The organism is Flavobacterium sp. J27 (assembly GCF_004303025.1).
Lineage (GTDB): Bacteria > Bacteroidota > Bacteroidia > Flavobacteriales > Flavobacteriaceae > Flavobacterium.
In genome coordinates, this window is sequence record NZ_PJQW01000009.1 from 164,655 (window position 1) to 183,070 (window position 18,416).

The following is an 18,416-nucleotide window of genomic DNA, read 5'->3' on the forward strand; positions in this document are numbered from 1 at the left end:
AAAAATTGAGATGCTTTTAAAAAATTGAAGCGGTCTGGACGGGACTCGAACCCGCGACCCCATGCGTGACAGGCATGTATTCTAACCAACTGAACTACCAAACCCAATTTTATATTTCCTATTAAAATTAACAAATACTTTAAATTAATCTCAATATTTTAATATTTTCAATAAAAACAACACTGTTTAAACAAAAAAGCCATCCACCTTTAAGGTGAAAAGCTTTTCATCGGTCTAACTACTAAACCATTCCGATTTTACTCGGAACTAAACAACACAACTATTTTAGATGCTTTTAAGGGGCAAAAAAGCATTCCGATTTCTCAGAATGCTTCTCCCAATTAAGCGGTCTGGACGGGACTCGAACCCGCGACCCCATGCGTGACAGGCATGTATTCTAACCAACTGAACTACCAAACCAGTGCCTTATTGCGAGTGCAAATATACAACGCTTTTCTAATCTTGCAAATATTTTTCAAAAAAAAATTCAAAAAAATTCAAAATCAAGAAACAAAAATTAGCCAAACTTTTGTTTTTCAATCAAATACGTGGTTAAAATTTTTTCAAATTTTTTCCCAGCCTCAACAGGTAAATACTGAATTTTATATTGCATACAGGTATTTTTTATCTGTTGAAAATAATCTTGCACCTTTTTTTCATATTCTTCTTTAATATTTTCAGTAAACAATTGAACACTTTCACCTGTTTCTACATCTATAAATTTCCTTGGAACATTGTTAAAATCAAAATCAAGCTCTGTTTTTTTATCATAGACATGAAAAACTACTACTTTATGCTTATTGTGCTTTAAATGCTGAAGCGCTTTAAATATTTTTTCTTCATTCTCGTACTGAAACATATCCGTAAATAAAATCACCATAGAACGTCTGTGAATATTTTCGGCAATTTGATGCAATAAACCAACTGTATCCGTTTGCTTTTTAGGAGAAACATCATTTAAAACGGTTTCCAGTTTATTTAAAATCATACGATGATGTCTTTCACTCCCTTTTTCATTGGTATAAAATTCATATGTATCTGAATAAATACTCATTCCTACTGCGTCTCTTTGTTTTTTTAACAAATTCATCAAAACAGCTGAAGCTAAAACCGAAAAACCAATTTTATTCTCATAAAAATTTTCATCCTTTCGCAACATTGGATAATGCATAGAAGACGAATTATCTATAATTAAATGACACCTTAAATTAGTTTCTTCTTCATAGCGTTTGGTATACAAACGATCTGTTTTTGCGTAAAGTTTCCAATCTATATGCTTTGTACTTTCTCCAGCATTATAAATTTTATGCTCGGCAAATTCAGCTGAAAAACCATGAAAAGGGCTCTTATGCATTCCTGAAATAAAACCTTCCACTACTTGATTAGCAAGCAATTCTAAGTTTTTAAAACTGGCTATTTTTTCTAATTGAGATTCTAATTTCATATCGTAAAGATAAAGAATTCTATTTACCTATTAAGAACACATAAACAAGATTCTGATAATGTAAAAGAATAAATAATACTTTTTTTACATAGAGACAAAAAAAACCCAACTTAAAAAAGCTGGGTTTTTACTTTCTTTTTCAATATATCTTATAACAAAGCATCTATTGCATCTGTATATGTTTTTTTAGGTGCTACTCCTACTTGTCTTCCTACTACTTCTCCGTTTTGGAATACTAAAACAGTTGGAATGTTTCTAACACCATATTTTGCTGCGAATTCTTGGTTTGCATCTACATCTACTTTCCCTACAACAGCTTTACCGTCATATTCTGTAGCTACTTCATCTATAACTGGTCCTACCATTCTACAAGGACCACACCAAGCTGCCCAAAAATCTACTACTACTGGTTTATCTGATTTTAATACTACTTCTTCAAAAGTTGCATCTGTAATTGCTAATGCCATTTCTTTCTTTTTTTATATTTTTAAATTGCTTTACCTAACTTTGAGTTTGTTTGAACTCAATTACAAATTTAGAAATAAAAATCCCAAATTTGCTATTTTAATATAAATTTTACCTATGGTTCAATTTATAAAACGAATTTATAGATTCTTTAACACACTTACTAACAAACTCCCTTTTAATCGTTTAGTATAATCTGGATTGATATATAAAAAGTCAATTTCTTGATTCTCATTAACCACATACACGGTAGGAACTGGCAACCAACTGGTGTTTTTATTATCTGAATATTGTCCTAACATTTTGCCATATTTTTCAGGTGAAGCAAAGGCTATTCCTAAAGCTTTCGAAAAAAAACCATCACTATCAGAAAACAAACTATATTTTAATTTGTCTTTTTCAGTAGTTTCTTTTAAAAAAGAAGGCGCATCTGGACTAACTGCTATGATTTGGTAACCCAAACTCAAAATATCTTTTTCTATCTCTTGCATATCGGCCAATTGCGCATTACAATAAGGACACCAACCTCCACGATACATAATTAAAACTGTCTTTTTTGCAAAAAGAGAATTGGTAGCTACTTTTTTTCCATTAACATCCCGAAGTTCTACGTTTGGTATTTTTTCCCCAATTAATAAAGGAGCAATATTTTCAGGTTTATCTGCTATTTGTGCTTGCAATGATACCATTAGAGTAAACACAATAATTGTAAATACTTTTTTCATTTTATTATTTTATAAATTCTAATACAAAAGTATCTCATCTATTGTTTTAGGTTTGTTGGCTAGCTAACATTAATTGAGTTTAAAATTAATTTGCATATTTTCTAGTTCTTGCAACAATTCATTAGAAATCTTAATTTTCATTTTTCTACTAGGCATACTCAGTTTTGTGACCACTTTTATCTCTTCCACTTCCTTTATTTCTGGTTCAATCTCTACTGCTTCAAATTCCGATTCTGATTCTGTTTCATCACTCACATCAATCGTTTCATTTTCAATAGTTTCTATAATTTGTTTTTTTACTTTTTCCAATTCCATTACTTCAATAGTCACCGTATTTTCACCTTTTTCTTTGGTAAACAAATCATACAACGCCTGAATCAGATGTTCACTTAAATCGGTTATACTAAACTGTAAAATCAATTTTTTAGCAAAAGTTGTTAGTACATCTTGTAACATTTTTACTTCTATAAATTGCAATCTAGGATCTCCTTTTTTACCTTCCGCATTGACCCAACCTTCTTTAACAACTAACTTTATAAACGTAAAATTATTTTGAATTAAAAAATGTCTAAATTTTAAATACTCTTCCCCAAAAATCCTGAATTCATAGGTTTCATCATAACCTTCAAGCGTAAACATTCCCCAACCTTTCCCATTTTTTGCCACACGGTGTTCCACTTTTGTAATAATTCCACCAATACTAATATTTTTACCAACGAAATTATTTAAATCTTTCAGCTCTTCTAATTTAGCATTACAGAAATATTTCATTTCGTATTTATAATCATCTAGAGGATGCCCTGAAATATAAATACCCACTACTTCTTTTTCTTTTGCCAATTTTTCCATAGTATTCCATTCTTCACATGGCGGAACAACTGGCTCAGCAATTTGCACTTCAGAAGCATCACCAAACAAACTTACTTGAGAGGAATTCTCATTTTCTTGAAATTTAGCTCCGTACTTCATCGCTTTTTCTAAAAATGTAACATGATCTCCTTCATCATGAAAATATTGCCCTCTATGTGTGTCAGAAAAACAATCAAATCCACCGGCTAAAGCTAAATTTTCAAAGGCTTTTTTGTTAGCAGCACGTAAATCGATTCGTTTGGCTAAATCAAAAATAGATTTGTACCTACCCTCTTTTCTACTTTCAACAATGGTATTTACCGCTCCTTCACCCACTCCTTTTATCGCTCCCATTCCAAATCGAATGGCATAATCTTCATTAACAGTAAATTTATAATACGATTCATTAACATCTGGACCAAGAACAGCTAATCCCATGCGTTTACACTCTTCCATAAAGAAAGAAACTTGCTTAATATCGTTCATGTTATTCGAAAGTACTGCAGCCATATATTCTGCAGGATAATGTGCTTTTAAATAAGCTGTTTGATAAGCAACCCAAGCATAACAAGTCGAATGTGATTTATTGAAAGCATAACTTGCAAAAGCTTCCCAATCTTTCCATATTTTTTCCAACACCGTTGCATCGTGTCCTTTCGCTGCTGCTTGTTCCACGAATTTAGGCTTCATCTTATCCAAAACATCCTTTTGCTTTTTACCCATAGCTTTACGCAAGACATCAGCTTCACCTTTAGTAAAACCTGCTAAAGATTGAGATAGAAGCATTACCTGTTCCTGATACACTGTAATACCATAGGTTTCTCCCAAGTATTCTTCACAAGCATCTAAATCATACACTATAGGTTCCTCTCCATTTTTTCTTCTTACGAATGAAGGAATGTATTCCAAAGGACCTGGTCTATATAACGCATTCATTGCAATTAAGTCACCAAATACCGTTGGTTTCAAATCCTTCATATACTTTTGCATTCCAGGAGACTCATATTGAAAGATTCCTACAGTTTCCCCTCTTTGAAATAATTCGTACGTTTTGATATCATCAATCGGAAATTCATCTGGATTGAGTTGAATTCCAGTTCGGTATTTCACTAATTTAACCGTATCTTTTATCAAAGTTAGGGTCTTCAAACCCAAGAAATCCATTTTTAATAACCCAGCACTTTCTGCTACAGAGTTATCAAATTGAGTTACATATAAATCGGAATCTTTTGCAGTAGTTACTGGAACATAATTCGTAATATCTGAAGGTGTAATAATTACTCCACAAGCATGAATTCCAGTATTACGCATGGAACCCTCTAGAATTTTAGCCTGCTGAATCGTTTCCCCTGCCAAATCTCCTTCATTTGCGATGGTAATTAATTCCTTTACTCGGTCAAACTCATCAGAACGCAAGGCTTTTTTCACATCTTCTTCCTTTTCAGAAATAAATCGGGCCAAATTCCATTTGGAAGGCATCATTCCAGGAATTAATTTTGCAATTCTATCTGCTTCAAACAAAGGTAAATCCAGTACACGAGCCGTGTCGCGAATAGCTGATTTAGTAGCCATTTTACCATAAGTAATAATTTGCGCTACCTGATTGGCTCCGTATTTTTTAATTACATAATCCATCACACGTCCACGTCCTTCATCATCAAAATCAATATCAATATCGGGCATCGAGACACGATCAGGATTTAAGAAACGCTCAAAAAGTAAATCGTATTTAATAGGATCTATATTCGTAATTCCTAAACAGTATGCTACCGCAGAACCCGCAGCTGAACCACGACCAGGACCAACAGAAACATCCATTTTTCTAGCTTCAGCAATAAAATCCTGTACAATTAAGAAATAGCCAGGATAACCCGAATTCGAAATCGTTAATAATTCAAAATCCAAACGTTCTTGAATATCAGGGGTAATTTCGACATACCTGCGTTTGGCCCCTTCCATAGCGAGGTGTCTCAAGTAAGCATTTTCACCTCGAACACCACCATCTTCAGCATCGGCAGGATCTACAAATTCATCTGGAATATCGTATTTTGGTAGTAATACATCGCGATAAAGTGAGTAAATTTCGACCTTGTCAATTATTTCTTGGATGTTTATAATGGCTTCTGGTAAATCGGTAAAAAGTTTTTTCATTTCTTCTTCCGACTTAAAATAATATTCTTGATTGGGTAAACCGTAGCGATATCCTCTTCCTCTACCAATAGGAGTTGCCTGTTTTTCTCCATCCTTCACACACAATAAAATATCATGTGCATTCGCATCTTCTTTATTCAGATAGAATGTATTATTGGTTGCAACCAATTTTACTTGGTGCTTTTGAGCCAATTCAATTAAGGTTTTATTTACCCGATTTTCATCTTCTTGATTGTGCCTCATGATTTCCAAATAGAAATCGGATCCAAATTGATTTTTCCACCAAATCAAAGCTTCTTCGGCTTGGTTTTCACCAATATTTAAAATTTTACTAGGAATTTCACCGTATAAATTCCCTGATAAAACCATAACATCATCTTTATATTTCTCAACTACCGTTTTATCAATCCTAGGAACATAATAAAACCCATCTACATAAGCTATGGAAGCCATTTTTGCTAGATTATGATATCCTTTTTTGTTTTTTGCTAACAAAACAACTTGGTATCCGTTATCCTTTTTGGTTTTATCCAAATGATTCTCACAAATATTAAATTCACAACCTACGATTGGTTTAATTTCTATATCAGTAGGCTCTTCTCCTGCTTCAATCGCTGCTTCAATCTTTGCTTTGGCCGCCTTATTGTGATTCATAACCGCACTCACAAAATGAAAAGCTCCCATCATATTACCCGTATCTGTCATGGCAACGGCTGGCATATTATTTTTAGCCGTAGCTCCTACCAAAGCAGGAATACCAATAGTGGACTGCAATACTGAAAATTGTGTGTGATTGTGTAAATGAGCAAACTTTGCATTAGAAAAATCTTTTTTATCTTCTTCAGAAATCGTCGTTTGTACATTTTCTTGTTCAATTTTTTGCAGTCTTTTACGTATAGCGTCTGAAGCAGCTTTTAAATTGATATGCTCTAACCCAATTAATTGAATTTCAGCAGGATTACTTTCTTTAAAACGTGTAAAATAATCAGGAGTTACATCTAATTCTTCTTTTGTGAATACTTCCCTTTTGATTAATTCTAAAAAACAACGCGTAGTGGCTTCCACATCGGCCGTTGCATTATGCGCTTCTGCAAAAGGTTCTCCAAACAAATACTCATGCAATTCAGTTAAGGTTGGCAATTTAAATTTACCACCTCGACCTCCTGGCAATTTTAATAATTCAGCTGTTACTTCTGTACATGTGTCTAAAACAGGCATTTTAGACATTTCAGAAGCGACACCCATTCGGTAAAATTCGCACCCCATAATATTGATATCAAACCCTACATTTTGACCCACAATAAATTTTGCTTTAGATAGCGCTAAGTTGAATTTCTCTAATACTTCACTTAAAGGCACCCCTTGCTCTTCTGCTAATTCTGTAGAAATACCATGAATTCGTTCCGCATCATAAGGTATATTAAACCCTTCTGGTTTTACTAAATAATCTTGATGTTCGACAACATTCCCCATTTCATCATGCAACTGCCAGGCAATTTGTATACAACGCGGCCAGTTATCAGTATCGGTTATAGGTGCTGCCCAACTTCTAGGTAACCCTGTGGTTTCAGTATCGAATATTAAATACATAATCTGCTTATTTCCAAATGATTAAAACATCTTTGCTTTTCAAAATGACAAACTTCAAAATTACGACTATTAAAAATAAGGAGCAATTTTAGTTGTTAACAAGAAAACAAAAAAGCCATCTCGGTATGAGATGGCTTTAAATTGTATTTTTTACTTATTAATTTACAGGAATTCTATAGAAAACCCCTTGAGAAAAAGTAATCACTTCACCATTATCATCAACAGCATTCAGTTTAAATGTACCCGTATAAGTTCCATTTTCAACTTTTTGAATTACAATTTCTCCATTGCTTTGTTGGGTATTTACCACTCTAAAAGTAGCATTATTATTACCACCATCTAAAGTAACAATATCACCCGCAACATAGTTAGCACCTCTCGCTTTAATTGTATCAGTAACTATCGCTCCTAAACTATTTACTGTTACTTTAAACACTAAACCAGCACCTGAACCTCCTGTAGTTAAAGCAGAGGTAGAAGCCGAATAAGCATTTCCAGAAGTTAACTTTCTAGTTAAGAAAGCTGGTCCAGGAAAAATATCTGTATCAAAAACATCAGTACTATTACCTGTTTTTAAAGTATAAGTACCAAAATTAGCTTGGTTTGTAGTTCCTAAAAGATAGGTTCCAAGATTTGCAGAACTTGTAGTGAGCACTAATTTTTCATTTCCTCTTAAAGCTGTGATAATTAAACCTCCATTGACTCCAATAGACAAATGTGTTTCTTGAGATTTCCAATTAGCATCATTTAATTTTGCTTGAAATGCAGGATTATTAACTTGTGTTTCATTAACACAAGAAGTAACCAACAATACACAACCAAATAAAGCAATTATTTTTTTCATTTAATATCTTGTTTAGTACATAATTAGACAAAAATAATTTTTTTAATTTAAACTTAACATAAAAATCACAAAATTTTTTTTCAAAAACATACACCATTGTAAAACAAAGTTTTGTACATTTGCACCCTTAAATAACTGAGGTCGGGTACCTCAACATTAATCAAAAGATTATGCCTGTAAAAATTAGATTACAAAGACATGGTAAAAAAGGAAAACCTTTTTACTGGATCGTAGCAGCAGATGCTCGTTCAAAAAGAGATGGTAAATTCTTAGACAAAATTGGAACTTACAATCCTAACACAAACCCAGCAACTATCGATTTAAATTTAGATAGCGCTGTACAATGGTTACACAATGGTGCTCAGCCAACTGACACTGCAAGAGCAATTTTATCTTACAAAGGTGCTTTATTAAAACACCATTTAGATGGAGGTGTTCGTAAAGGTGCTTTAACTCAAGAGCAAGCTGACGCTAAATTAGCAGCTTGGTTAGATGAGAAAGCTGGAAAAGTTGATGCTAAGAAAGATGGTTTAAGCAAAGCACAAGCTGACGCTAAAGCGAAAGCTTTAAAAGCAGAAAAAGAAGCTAACGAAAAACGTTTAGCTGCTCAAGCTGAGGCTGCAAAAGCTGCTGAAGCTGAAGCTGCAACTGAAGAAGCAGCTGCTGAAGAGGCTCCAGCTGTAGAAGAAAACAACGAAGAAACAGAAGCTTAATTTTTAATTCGTAATAATGCATAAAAAAGAGTGTTTCTATTTAGGCAAAGTTGCGAGAAAATTTAGTTTTAAAGGGGAAGTTTTGATCTATTTAGATACAGACGAACCTGAATTGTATCAAAATTTGGAATCAGTATTTGTTGAATTAAACAAATCACTGGTTCCATTTTTTATTGAAAAAAGTGCACTTCATAAAGATAAATTTTTACGCGTTCGTTTTGAAGATATAGATTCTGAAGCAGCGGCTGATGAAATCATGAATTGCGATTTATATCTTCCTTTAACCATGTTGCCTAAATTAGACGGAAATAAATTTTATTACCATGAAATCATCGGTTTTGAGGTAGAAGATATTCGTTTAGGAACTATTGGCACTATGAAAGGTGTAAATGACAATAACGCACAACCTCTCTTTGAGATTATAAATGGCGAAATTGAAATTTTAGTTCCTATGATTGATGATTTCATTGTTAAAATAGACCGAACTAACAAAAAAGTCATTTTAAACACCCCACAAGGCTTAGTGGATTTATACTTGAGTTAAAATCCAAACAAAAAAATTGGGACTTATGGAGTTCAAATTCAAACAATTCACTGTAAATCAAGACCGTTGCGCTATGAAAATTGGCACAGACGCTGTTTTATTAGGTTCTTGGACTCCATTAATTAACAATCCTTATGCCATTCTTGACATCGGTGCTGGGACAGGCGTTTTAGCTTTAATGTTAGCACAACGAAGCTCAGCAGAGCAAATTGATGCCATTGAAATTGACGACGACGCTTTTGAACAAGCTACAGAAAACTTTGAAGCTTCACCGTGGAATGACCGCCTCTTTTGTTTTCATGCAGGTTTAGATGAATTTATGGAGGAACCTGAAGACGAATATGATTTAATCATTTCTAACCCTCCATTTTACACTGAAGATCACAAAACATCAAATACAAAACGAGATTTAGCACGTTTCGAAGACGCCTTACCTTTTGAAGATTTAATTGAAGCCGCCGATTTATTACTTTCTGAAAATGGTGTTTTTTCCATTATCATTCCTTATAAAGAAGAAAATCGTTTTTTAACTTTAGCAGCCTCTTTTGAATTGTATCCTTTACAAATCACTCGTGTAAAAGGAACTCCAACTACGGAAATAAAAAGAAGTTTACTGGCTTTTTCAAGAATCCAACAAACTCCTTTAATTGACGAATTAACTATTGAAATTTCTCGTCATGAATACACTTTAGAATATATCAATCTTACCCAAGATTTTTATTTAAAGATGTGATATCAATTCGGATTTCCCTCTATAATATTATATGTTTGCAACGCTTTTCCATCCGTTAAAAGAGAAACAAAATGACATATATGCAATAATTGATCATACACCTTTTCTTTCTGATATAAAAAACGTTCTGGTAATAATTTTAAGACAATCGTATCATAATTAGATGCATTTCCTTGAATTTTATTGTGATAAGCTGTACAAAATTTATCCAATAAGGTGTTGATTATTTTGTAACCAATGACTTCTTTTTGAACCACTTCACGACATTGGTACACATTTTTAATACTGATATTAATAATATCTTTCATTTGAGCAATATATTGGCTCTTATCCATTAAAGAGTAAGGAAAATCGCCTTTTAAAATCGCTTCTTCATTTTCCATAAAAACCTTTACCGCATCGTTAATTAAACTACCAATAGCCAAAGCCCTCAAGTAACTGATACGATCTTCTTTAGTCGTAAGTTGACGGTATTTGTGAGTATCAATTCCATTTTTAACCAATTTAATTAAGTATTCCAAGGCAAATTCTTCCTGAATCAAACCTAAATTGATTCCATCTTCAAAATCGATAATCGTATAACAAATATCATCGGCTGCTTCTACCAAATAAGCCAAAGGATGGCGTTCAAAACCAATATCTTTTCCTGATTTATTAGAAACAAGCCCTAATTCTTCTGCCACATCAGTAAAAAATACTTTGTCTTGTTGAAAAAAACCATATTTCTTATCGCATATTTTTGAGGTGGGTTTTTTGGGTAAACTTTCTTTAGGATATTTCATAAAAGCTCCTAATGTGGCATAGGAAATACGCAACGAACCTTCAATACCTTCTCTAGAAGTAGCCAAAACCGAAAAACCGTTGGCATTTCCTTCAAAATCGATTAAATCTTGCCATTCTTTATTAGACAATTGCTCTTTAAAACGCTGTCCGTTTCCTGTTTTAAAATATTCTCCAATCGCTTTTTCTCCTGAATGTCCAAAAGGTGGATTTCCAATATCGTGTGCTAAAGCTGCTGCCGCTACTATGGCTCCAAAATCGTTCATTTGGTAACCCAAATCTTTCAAATAGGTATGCTTTTCTAAAACCTGTTTACCAACCAAACGTCCTAAGGACCTTCCTACTACAGAAACTTCTAAACTATGCGTTAGTCGATTGTGTACAAAATCGGTTTTAGAAAGTGGAATTACTTGTGTTTTATCTTGCAAACTGCGGAAAGCTGCGGAAAAGATAATACGATCATAATCCACTTCAAAACCCAAACGGGTATCGTCTTGGTCTTTTCGTAATCGTTTTGCCGTATCACCTTGTCTTTTTAATGATAGTAATTGTTCCCAGTGCATCATTTGAAATTAGAAATTTGAAGTTAGAATTTAGAAGTAGGAAAAAATTATTTAGCAGGTTTATCGTTAGCTAAAAAGAAATCTTTCGATTTTTTTGGATATTGCTCATAGCTAATATCGCTTGGGTTTTCAATAACCGATTTAATGGTTATTTCATCTCCTATTTTAAATTTTGTCATGGTGTATTTGTAATCTAACAAATAGGTTCCACAGAAAAAATTTCCTTTTTCATCTTGCTCAATTTTTCCGGTATAAATTCCTTTTTTTTCTTTTGACATGATATTTTTATTTGGTTCCAAAGGTACGAATTGAAACGCAATTCTACTTTACAAAAAACAGCCATCTAACGATGGCTGTTTTTTTTATTTTCATATAATAAAATTAAATATTAAGAACCACACATTTCACAATCTTCTGGTCCTGCATTTTTAGAACGCTCTACCATCGCTTTAAATTCAGCAGCGGTCATTTCTATTTCTGGTTCAACTTCAACTGCTACTGGCACTGGCTGTTCTTTTTTATCGTTATTTAAGGTGAATTTAATGGCGTCTACTGCTGCTTTAGTTCTTAAATAGTACATTCCTGTTTTTAAGCCACTTTTCCATGCATAGAAATGCATCGACGTTAATTTTGCCATGGTAGCACCTTCCATAAATAAGTTTAATGATTGAGATTGATCGATAAAATAACCTCTATGTCGAGACATATCAATAATATCTTTCATACTCATTTCCCAAACTGTTTTATATAAATCTTTAATATCTTGAGGAATAATATCTATATTTTGGATAGAACCATTATTTCTCATAATCTCTTGTTTTAAACTTTCGTTCCACAATCCTAAAGCCACTAAATCATGTAATAAATGTTTGTTTACCACGATAAATTCTCCAGATAACACTCTACGAGTATAAATATTAGAAGTATATGGTTCAAAAGCTTCATTGTTTCCTAAAATTTGTGATGTAGAAGCTGTTGGCATTGGAGCCAACAACAAAGAATTACGCACTCCGTTTGTCATAACTTCTTTACGTAACGAAGCCCAATCCCATCTTCCTGATAAATCCTCATCTTTCAAGCCCCACATATTGTATTGGAATTCTCCTTGAGAAATTGGAGAACCTTCAAATGTAGAATACGGCCCTTCTTCTTTCGCTAATTCCATAGAAGCAGTAACTGCCGCAAAATAAATTGTTTCAAAAATCTCTTGATTTAATTTTTTAGCTTCATCACTTGTAAATGGCATTCTTAACAAAATGAAAGCATCTGCCAAACCTTGCACCCCTAATCCTACTGGACGATGACGCATGTTAGAATTTTCAGCTTCTTTAACAGGATAATAATTTCTATCAATTACTCTATTTAAATTTCTTGTAATTCTTTTGGTTACATCGAATAAAAATTGGTGATTGAATTTACCTTCTTCCACAAACATAGGCAACGAAATTGAGGCCAAGTTACACACCGCAATTTCATCTTCAGATGTGTACTCTAAAATTTCTGTACATAAGTTTGAAGAACGAATGGTTCCTAAATTTTTCTGGTTTGACTTTCTGTTTGCTGCATCTTTATACAACATATAGGGTGTACCCGTTTCAATTTGAGATTCTAAGATTTTCTCCCAAAGTTCACGTGCTTTTATCGTTTTTCTACCTTTTCCTGCCGATTCATAAGAAAGATATAATGCTTCAAACTCTTCACCATACACATCATATAAACCAGGACATTCGTTAGGACACATTAATGTCCATTTCGCATCTTCCTCAACTCTTTTCATAAATAAATCACACATCCACATCGCATAGAATAAATCTCTAGCTCTCATTTCTTCTTTTCCATGATTTTTCTTTAAATCTAAGAAATCGAAAATATCTGCATGCCATGGTTCAACATATACAGCAAAACTTCCTTTTCGTTTTCCTCCACCTTGATCTACATATCTTGCGGTATCATTAAACACACGCAACATAGGCACAATACCGTTAGAAGTTCCATTTGTACCGCGAATATAAGAACCTGTTGCTCTTACATTATGAATTGAAAGACCAATTCCACCAGCAGATTGTGAAATTTTTGCGGTTTGTTTTAAGGTATCATAAATACCGTCTATGCTGTCATCTTTCATGGTTAACAAGAAACAAGAAGACATTTGCGGTTTTGGTGTACCCGCGTTAAATAAAGTTGGCGTAGCATGCGTAAAAAACTTTTTCGACATTAATTCGTATGTTTCAATCGCAGACTCAATATCATTTAAATGAATTCCTACAGAAACACGCATTAACATATGCTGTGGTCTTTCTACAATTTTACCATTTATTTTTAATAAGTAAGAGCGTTCTAGTGTTTTAAAACCAAAGTAGTCGTAATTAAAATCGCGGTTATAAATAATTGTTGAATCTAATCTTTCTGCATTTTCCATGATTACCTGATAAACTTCATCCGATAACAAGGGTGCTTTTTGATTGGTTCTTGGATTAATGTAATTGTACATCTCAGTCATAGTCTCTGAGAATGATTTTGTCGTATTTTTATGTAAATTTGAAACAGCAATACGAGCTGCAAGTTGTGCATAATCTGGATGCGTGATAGTCATAGAAGCTGCTGTTTCTGCTGCTAAATTATCTAACTCTGATGTGGTTACACCATCATACAAACCTTCAATAACCCTCATTGCAACTTTTACAGGATCCACCAACTCATTTAATTCATAGCATAAAAATCTAATTCTATCAGTAATTTTGTCAAACATTACTGGCTCTTTTCTACCGTCTCTTTTTACTACATTCATATTACAACTTATTTATATATAATGGTTAATCAGCCAAGACTTTGTTTTACTTCCCGTCTTATAGGAAGCCACATATTACTACCACAAAAAACCCAGTTAGAAAACTGATTGCATTTTGCAATAATAAATAGATACGAATCTCTAGAAAACATGGGGTTTCCTAAAATTTGTTTAAAAAAATTTAATTATTTATTGTTTGTAAGTAAACAATAAGTTTATTTGTTTGTCTTGTTATTATCGAAATTAAATTCTGATAGAGCTCACCCTTAAAAAAAGCTAGAAATCAGCATCAAAGCTAATTTTACCAGCTTCAGAATCGTTATTCATTACTCCAGCTTTTTGATATTCTGCCACTCTTTTTTCAAAGAAGTTTGTTTTTCCTTGAAGTGAAATCATATCCATAAAATCGAATGGATTAGAAGCATTATACACTCTTTCACATCCTAATTCTACTAAAAGTCTATCGGTAACAAATTCTAAATATTGTGTCATAAGAGTAGCATTCATACCAATTAAACTAACTGGAAGTGATTCTGTAACAAACTCTCTTTCAATATTTAATGCATCTACAATAATTTCTTTTATTCTGTCTTTTGAAACTTTATTTACTAAATGATGATTATGCAAATGAACAGCAAAGTCACAATGCATTCCTTCATCACGAGAAATTAATTCATTTGAAAAGGTTAAACCAGGCATTAAACCACGTTTTTTTAACCAAAAGATAGAGCAAAAAGCTCCAGAAAAGAAAATTCCTTCTACAGCGGCAAAAGCAATTAAACGTTCGGCAAAAGAATCAGACTCTATCCATTTTAAAGCCCATTCCGCTTTTTTCTTAATCGCAGGAAAAACTTCAATTGCATGAAATAATTTATCTTTTTCAGCTTCATCTTTCACATAGGTATCAATCAACAAAGAATAGGTTTCACTATGAATGTTTTCCATCATAATTTGAAAACCATAAAAGAATTTAGCTTCTGCATATTGCACTTCGTTAACAAAATTTTCTGCTAAATTTTCATTTACAATTCCATCGGAAGCTGCGAAAAAAGCTAAAATATGTTTTATGAAATATTTTTCATCATCATTTAACTTATTATTCCAATCCGTAACATCTTGGTGTAAATCAATTTCTTCAGCAGTCCAAAAGCTGGCTTCCATTTTTTTATACCATTCCCAAATATCATGGTGTTTGATAGGAAAAATTACGAAACGATCTTTATTTTCTTGTAAAATTGGTTCTACTGCCGACATAATTGTGTTTTTGTTTAAACGAAATTTTTGTTATAGATTTTTGATTGGTTTAGAGTTTACAAAGTTTGCAATTTGTAACGAGAAATGAAAGTCAAACTTATTCACAATTAAGGCAAGTTTTTAACAACCGGTACAAATTTTCCTACTCAAAAAACAATTTTCAAAGTATTGATTTACAATAAATTACATTTTTAATAAACAACTGTTAAATAGCCGTAAACAGTAGTAAATACATTTGCTAAGAAGGGTTTTTTTATCTCAAAAAGAGAGGTTTATTTTTTTAAATCTGTTGCCACTTTTTCTAATTCTTCATACCATTGTTTTCCAAATTTACGAATCAAAGCCTCTTTGACAAATTTATAAATAGGCACTTCCAATTCTTTTCCTAAAGAACAAGCATCATCACAGATATGCCATTTATGATAATTCACAGCAGAAAAATCAGAATATTCTTTAACACGAATAGGGTACAAATGACATGAAATAGGCTTTTTCCAATCAATAATTCCTTGATTATAGGCTTGTTCTATACCACAAAGTGCTGTTTCTTTATCAAAAATAACATAAGCACAGTCCCTGCCTTCTATTAAAGTAGTTTCAAATTCGCCATCTTCACCTGTTACAAAAGTCCCTTGTTCCTCAATAGCTTTGATTCCTTCAGGACGAAGAAAGGGTTTAACTTTTGGAAAAATAGTTTCCAATATTTTTGTCTCGTCATCATTTAACGGAGCGCCTGCATCACCATCCACACAACAAGCTCCTTTACATGCAGACAAATTACAAACAAATTCTTTTTCTAAAATTTCTTCCGAAACTATGGTTTTATTTAGCTGAAACATATTCACAAATATTATTTGGCAAAGATACAAGTTTGCAACTATTAAATAAGCATAGTTTTATTTACGAACCTCCGTTTCTTTCTTTCTTATTCTTATCTTTGCGCTATGAATATTGCAGAATCATTAGATTGGACACATGTTTTTACTGTAAGTATGATTTTATTTGCGGTAATAGATATAATAGGAAGCATTCCTATTATTGTAGATTTACGCAGTAAAATTGGACACATCCAATCTGAAAAAGCCACTTTAGTTGCTGCAATCATAATGATTGCCTTTCTTTTTTTAGGCGAAGAGATTTTAAGACTCATTGGAATCGATGCAAACTCTTTTGCTGTAGCTGGATCCTTTGTCCTTTTCTTTTTAGCTTTGGAAATGATTTTAGGTATTAGATTATACAAAGAAGACAACCCAACGACAGCTTCTATAGTTCCTATTGCTTTTCCATTAATTGCGGGTGCAGGAACCATGACTACCTTGTTATCATTACGTGCTGAATATGCTAAAATTAACATTATTATAGCAATTCTAATTAATGTAATAGTGGTTTATATTGTTTTAAAGTTGTCTGGTAAAATTGAAAAAGTTTTAGGTCCAAACGGTTTAGGCATTATTCGTAAAATTTTTGGTATTATCTTATTGGCTATTTCTGTAAAATTATTCGGAGCCAATGTTAAACAGTTATTTATTTAATCCTCATTAAAAATGAAAATATTTAGTATTGTTGTTATTATTTTAGCCTTTGCATTGATTATTTTTAATGCGACACAAGTTAATTTTGACACACCTTTAGAAGGCAATAGTTCTGTTGCTTTAATAGGTATTGTATCTGGTTTTTGTGCTATTATTTTAATGTTAATCTTTTTGGTCTCCAAAAAAATAGAAGAAAAAACTAAAGGATAATTTTAATCCACATTCAAAAAAATCAATTATATTATGTATGATGTTTTAATCCTTGGAGCTGGAGTTTCAGGAGTTTCATGTGCCTTAGTTTTAGGCTCAGCCAAAAACAAACCGTTTGCTATAGATAAAAAAATAGGTATTATTACCCATCAAAAAGCTTCTTCTTTACAAAATGCAGTTTTTAACAATGCTTATGGAATTCCAGCAGGAAAACTAGGCTCTGAATTATTAGAAGAAAGCTTATCTCATCTAGAAAAAAGTTACCCTCATGTAATTCAAATTGCCAATGAAAAAGTGGTAAAAATAACTGGAACAGCAGGAGATTTTAAAATTATAACCAATAAGGATGAATATAGTACAAAAATGGTAGTAATTGGTATTGGTTCAGGAAATCCGTTTACTATTGAAGGATTAGAAAATCACATTATACCTCATCAAAAGGCTATACCAGAAAAAAACAGAATTCAATTACGCAATGTAGATCATTTGGTAACAGAGGGAATATATGCTTGTGGCACACTGGCAGGACTTAGGAGCCAGCTTTCCATTGCTGCTGGTAGTGGTGCGAGTGTAGCTGGCGATATTTTAACCTTATGGAATAATGGCAATCATGCTCAAGTACATGATGCAATAAATAAAAAATGAGAGCACTGCTCTCATTTTTTTAACCAACTCATATTAAACAATAAACAAATTTTATTTTTTTGCTTCCTTACACTTTACAAATTTTTATATGTTATATTAAAAGTTCCCTCAGTAACATTCCAAACATTATTTCCATTGATAGATGGATCTGTTACAAAATGAAAAGTCCCTTTAATTTTTTTGTTGTTTACATCATGTTGTGTGATAACTAATTCTCCTGAAGTCGCAAAACCATCATCATCTGCATCATTAGAATTTGGTGGCGAATAATACATTTGGATAAATTCATCTGCGTTATAATCATAAAATTGGGTATAGGTTCCTACAGCTATATCCTTAGGCAAAAAAATCTGAATTTTCTGTGAATTTGATCCAGTTGAACCTGTAATAACTAAGGTATTTGTTATTGTTGAAATTAACCCTGTAGCATTAGGAGGATTGTAAGCTGTACCATCTAGTTTACAAAAGAACGTATTTTCAGATGTTGGAGGATTATTGTCATCATTTTTAGAACAAGAAAATAAAGACAAAGAGAAAAAAGTAAAAATAGCGAATGTGTTAAAAAAAATTGTTTTCATAATTTATT

At 32.6% G+C, this 18,416-nt stretch carries 17 protein-coding genes and 2 tRNA genes; 6 read left to right on the top strand and 13 right to left on the bottom strand.

Annotated elements, in window-relative coordinates; genetic code table 11:
- Positions 1-30 precede the first annotated feature (30 nt).
- The 7 genes from CX675_RS13565 to CX675_RS13595 form a co-directional block, all read right to left on the bottom strand.
- Positions 31-104, bottom strand: a tRNA-Asp gene (locus CX675_RS13565).
- Positions 105-346: 242 nt separating this feature from the next.
- Positions 347-420, bottom strand: a tRNA-Asp gene (locus CX675_RS13570).
- Positions 421-517: 97 nt separating this feature from the next.
- Positions 518-1,444 carry a DUF58 domain-containing protein gene (locus CX675_RS13575; RefSeq protein ID WP_130735787.1) on the bottom strand — a complete coding sequence of 309 codons (927 nt, stop codon included), beginning with the start codon at positions 1,442-1,444 and terminating at the stop codon, positions 518-520.
- A 149-nt stretch (positions 1,445-1,593) separates the two neighbouring features.
- Entirely contained in the window at positions 1,594-1,911 is a 318-nt protein-coding gene (gene trxA / locus CX675_RS13580; protein WP_130735788.1) for a thioredoxin, read from the bottom strand.
- Between the two features lie 138 nt (positions 1,912-2,049).
- Positions 2,050-2,634 carry a peroxiredoxin-like family protein gene (locus CX675_RS13585; RefSeq protein WP_130735789.1) on the bottom strand — a complete coding sequence of 195 codons (585 nt, stop codon included), beginning with the start codon at positions 2,632-2,634 and terminating at the stop codon, positions 2,050-2,052.
- A gap of 69 nt (positions 2,635-2,703) precedes the next feature.
- Positions 2,704-7,224 carry a DNA polymerase III subunit alpha gene (dnaE, locus tag CX675_RS13590; RefSeq protein ID WP_130735790.1) on the bottom strand — a complete coding sequence of 1,507 codons (4,521 nt, stop codon included), beginning with the start codon at positions 7,222-7,224 and terminating at the stop codon, positions 2,704-2,706.
- Between the two features lie 157 nt (positions 7,225-7,381).
- Positions 7,382-8,068 (bottom strand): DUF6252 family protein, encoded by a 687-nt coding sequence (locus tag CX675_RS13595; RefSeq protein ID WP_130735791.1) that lies wholly within the window; start codon positions 8,066-8,068, stop codon positions 7,382-7,384.
- Between the two features lie 170 nt (positions 8,069-8,238).
- On the opposite strand from CX675_RS13595, the gene CX675_RS13600 reads away from it, so the two are divergent.
- Genes CX675_RS13600 through CX675_RS13610 form a run of 3 tightly spaced genes read left to right on the top strand, consistent with a single transcriptional unit; the run spans position 8,239 to position 10,058 of the window.
- On the top strand, positions 8,239-8,781 hold the full coding sequence (locus CX675_RS13600; RefSeq protein WP_130735792.1) for a 30S ribosomal protein S16: 543 nt from the start codon (positions 8,239-8,241) through the stop codon (positions 8,779-8,781).
- Positions 8,782-8,797: 16 nt separating this feature from the next.
- Positions 8,798-9,325 (top strand): ribosome maturation factor RimM, encoded by a 528-nt coding sequence (gene rimM / locus CX675_RS13605; RefSeq protein WP_130735793.1) that lies wholly within the window; start codon positions 8,798-8,800, stop codon positions 9,323-9,325.
- Between the two features lie 25 nt (positions 9,326-9,350).
- Positions 9,351-10,058, top strand: a complete 708-nt coding sequence (locus tag CX675_RS13610; protein WP_240723642.1) for a tRNA1(Val) (adenine(37)-N6)-methyltransferase — start codon at positions 9,351-9,353, stop codon at positions 10,056-10,058.
- Between the two features lie 2 nt (positions 10,059-10,060).
- Here the strand turns inward: CX675_RS13610 and dgt are convergent, their stop codons facing one another.
- The 5 genes from dgt to CX675_RS13635 form a co-directional block, all read right to left on the bottom strand.
- Positions 10,061-11,401 carry a dGTP triphosphohydrolase gene (dgt, locus tag CX675_RS13615; RefSeq protein ID WP_130735821.1) on the bottom strand — a complete coding sequence of 447 codons (1,341 nt, stop codon included), beginning with the start codon at positions 11,399-11,401 and terminating at the stop codon, positions 10,061-10,063.
- Positions 11,402-11,448: 47 nt separating this feature from the next.
- Positions 11,449-11,679 carry a hypothetical protein gene (locus tag CX675_RS13620; protein WP_130735794.1) on the bottom strand — a complete coding sequence of 77 codons (231 nt, stop codon included), beginning with the start codon at positions 11,677-11,679 and terminating at the stop codon, positions 11,449-11,451.
- Between the two features lie 110 nt (positions 11,680-11,789).
- Positions 11,790-14,189, bottom strand: a complete 2,400-nt coding sequence (locus CX675_RS13625; protein WP_130735795.1) for a ribonucleoside-diphosphate reductase subunit alpha — start codon at positions 14,187-14,189, stop codon at positions 11,790-11,792.
- A 276-nt stretch (positions 14,190-14,465) separates the two neighbouring features.
- Positions 14,466-15,443, bottom strand: a complete 978-nt coding sequence (locus tag CX675_RS13630; protein ID WP_130735796.1) for a ribonucleotide-diphosphate reductase subunit beta — start codon at positions 15,441-15,443, stop codon at positions 14,466-14,468.
- Between the two features lie 272 nt (positions 15,444-15,715).
- Positions 15,716-16,282, bottom strand: a complete 567-nt coding sequence (locus CX675_RS13635) for a DUF3109 family protein (protein ID WP_130735797.1) — start codon at positions 16,280-16,282, stop codon at positions 15,716-15,718.
- 105 nt (positions 16,283-16,387) lie between these two features.
- On the opposite strand from CX675_RS13635, the gene CX675_RS13640 reads away from it, so the two are divergent.
- The 3 genes from CX675_RS13640 to CX675_RS13650 are packed head-to-tail and all read left to right on the top strand — an operon-like array spanning position 16,388 to position 17,830.
- Complete coding sequence (locus CX675_RS13640) at positions 16,388-16,975, top strand: MarC family protein (protein ID WP_130735798.1); 588 nt, start codon at positions 16,388-16,390, stop codon at positions 16,973-16,975.
- A gap of 12 nt (positions 16,976-16,987) precedes the next feature.
- Entirely contained in the window at positions 16,988-17,185 is a 198-nt protein-coding gene (locus CX675_RS13645; RefSeq protein ID WP_130735799.1) for a hypothetical protein, read from the top strand.
- 33 nt (positions 17,186-17,218) lie between these two features.
- A complete protein-coding gene (locus CX675_RS13650; protein WP_130735800.1) occupies positions 17,219-17,830 on the top strand; it encodes an FAD-dependent oxidoreductase in 612 nt (203 codons plus the stop codon).
- Positions 17,831-17,904: 74 nt separating this feature from the next.
- Here the strand turns inward: CX675_RS13650 and CX675_RS13655 are convergent, their stop codons facing one another.
- Entirely contained in the window at positions 17,905-18,408 is a 504-nt protein-coding gene (locus CX675_RS13655; RefSeq protein WP_130735801.1) for a DUF6252 family protein, read from the bottom strand.
- Positions 18,409-18,416 lie beyond the last annotated feature (8 nt).

Bases quoted from the DNA above. Each gene is read 5' to 3' on its own strand.
- CX675_RS13575 (WP_130735787.1), bottom strand. From the start codon at position 1,444: ATGAAATTAGAATCTCAATTAGAAAAAATAGCCAGTTTTAAAAACTTA.
- trxA (WP_130735788.1), bottom strand. From the start codon at position 1,911: ATGGCATTAGCAATTACAGATGCAACTTTTGAAGAAGTAGTATTAAAA.
- CX675_RS13585 (WP_130735789.1), bottom strand. From the start codon at position 2,634: ATGAAAAAAGTATTTACAATTATTGTGTTTACTCTAATGGTATCATTG.
- dnaE (WP_130735790.1), bottom strand. From the start codon at position 7,224: ATGTATTTAATATTCGATACTGAAACCACAGGGTTACCTAGAAGTTGG.
- CX675_RS13595 (WP_130735791.1), bottom strand. From the start codon at position 8,068: ATGAAAAAAATAATTGCTTTATTTGGTTGTGTATTGTTGGTTACTTCT.
- CX675_RS13600 (WP_130735792.1), top strand. From the start codon at position 8,239: ATGCCTGTAAAAATTAGATTACAAAGACATGGTAAAAAAGGAAAACCT.
- rimM (WP_130735793.1), top strand. From the start codon at position 8,798: ATGCATAAAAAAGAGTGTTTCTATTTAGGCAAAGTTGCGAGAAAATTT.
- CX675_RS13610 (WP_240723642.1), top strand. From the start codon at position 9,351: ATGGAGTTCAAATTCAAACAATTCACTGTAAATCAAGACCGTTGCGCT.
- dgt (WP_130735821.1), bottom strand. From the start codon at position 11,401: ATGCACTGGGAACAATTACTATCATTAAAAAGACAAGGTGATACGGCA.
- CX675_RS13620 (WP_130735794.1), bottom strand. From the start codon at position 11,679: ATGTCAAAAGAAAAAAAAGGAATTTATACCGGAAAAATTGAGCAAGAT.
- CX675_RS13625 (WP_130735795.1), bottom strand. From the start codon at position 14,189: ATGAATGTAGTAAAAAGAGACGGTAGAAAAGAGCCAGTAATGTTTGAC.
- CX675_RS13630 (WP_130735796.1), bottom strand. From the start codon at position 15,443: ATGTCGGCAGTAGAACCAATTTTACAAGAAAATAAAGATCGTTTCGTA.
- CX675_RS13635 (WP_130735797.1), bottom strand. From the start codon at position 16,282: ATGTTTCAGCTAAATAAAACCATAGTTTCGGAAGAAATTTTAGAAAAA.
- CX675_RS13640 (WP_130735798.1), top strand. From the start codon at position 16,388: ATGAATATTGCAGAATCATTAGATTGGACACATGTTTTTACTGTAAGT.
- CX675_RS13645 (WP_130735799.1), top strand. From the start codon at position 16,988: ATGAAAATATTTAGTATTGTTGTTATTATTTTAGCCTTTGCATTGATT.
- CX675_RS13650 (WP_130735800.1), top strand. From the start codon at position 17,219: ATGTATGATGTTTTAATCCTTGGAGCTGGAGTTTCAGGAGTTTCATGT.
- CX675_RS13655 (WP_130735801.1), bottom strand. From the start codon at position 18,408: ATGAAAACAATTTTTTTTAACACATTCGCTATTTTTACTTTTTTCTCT.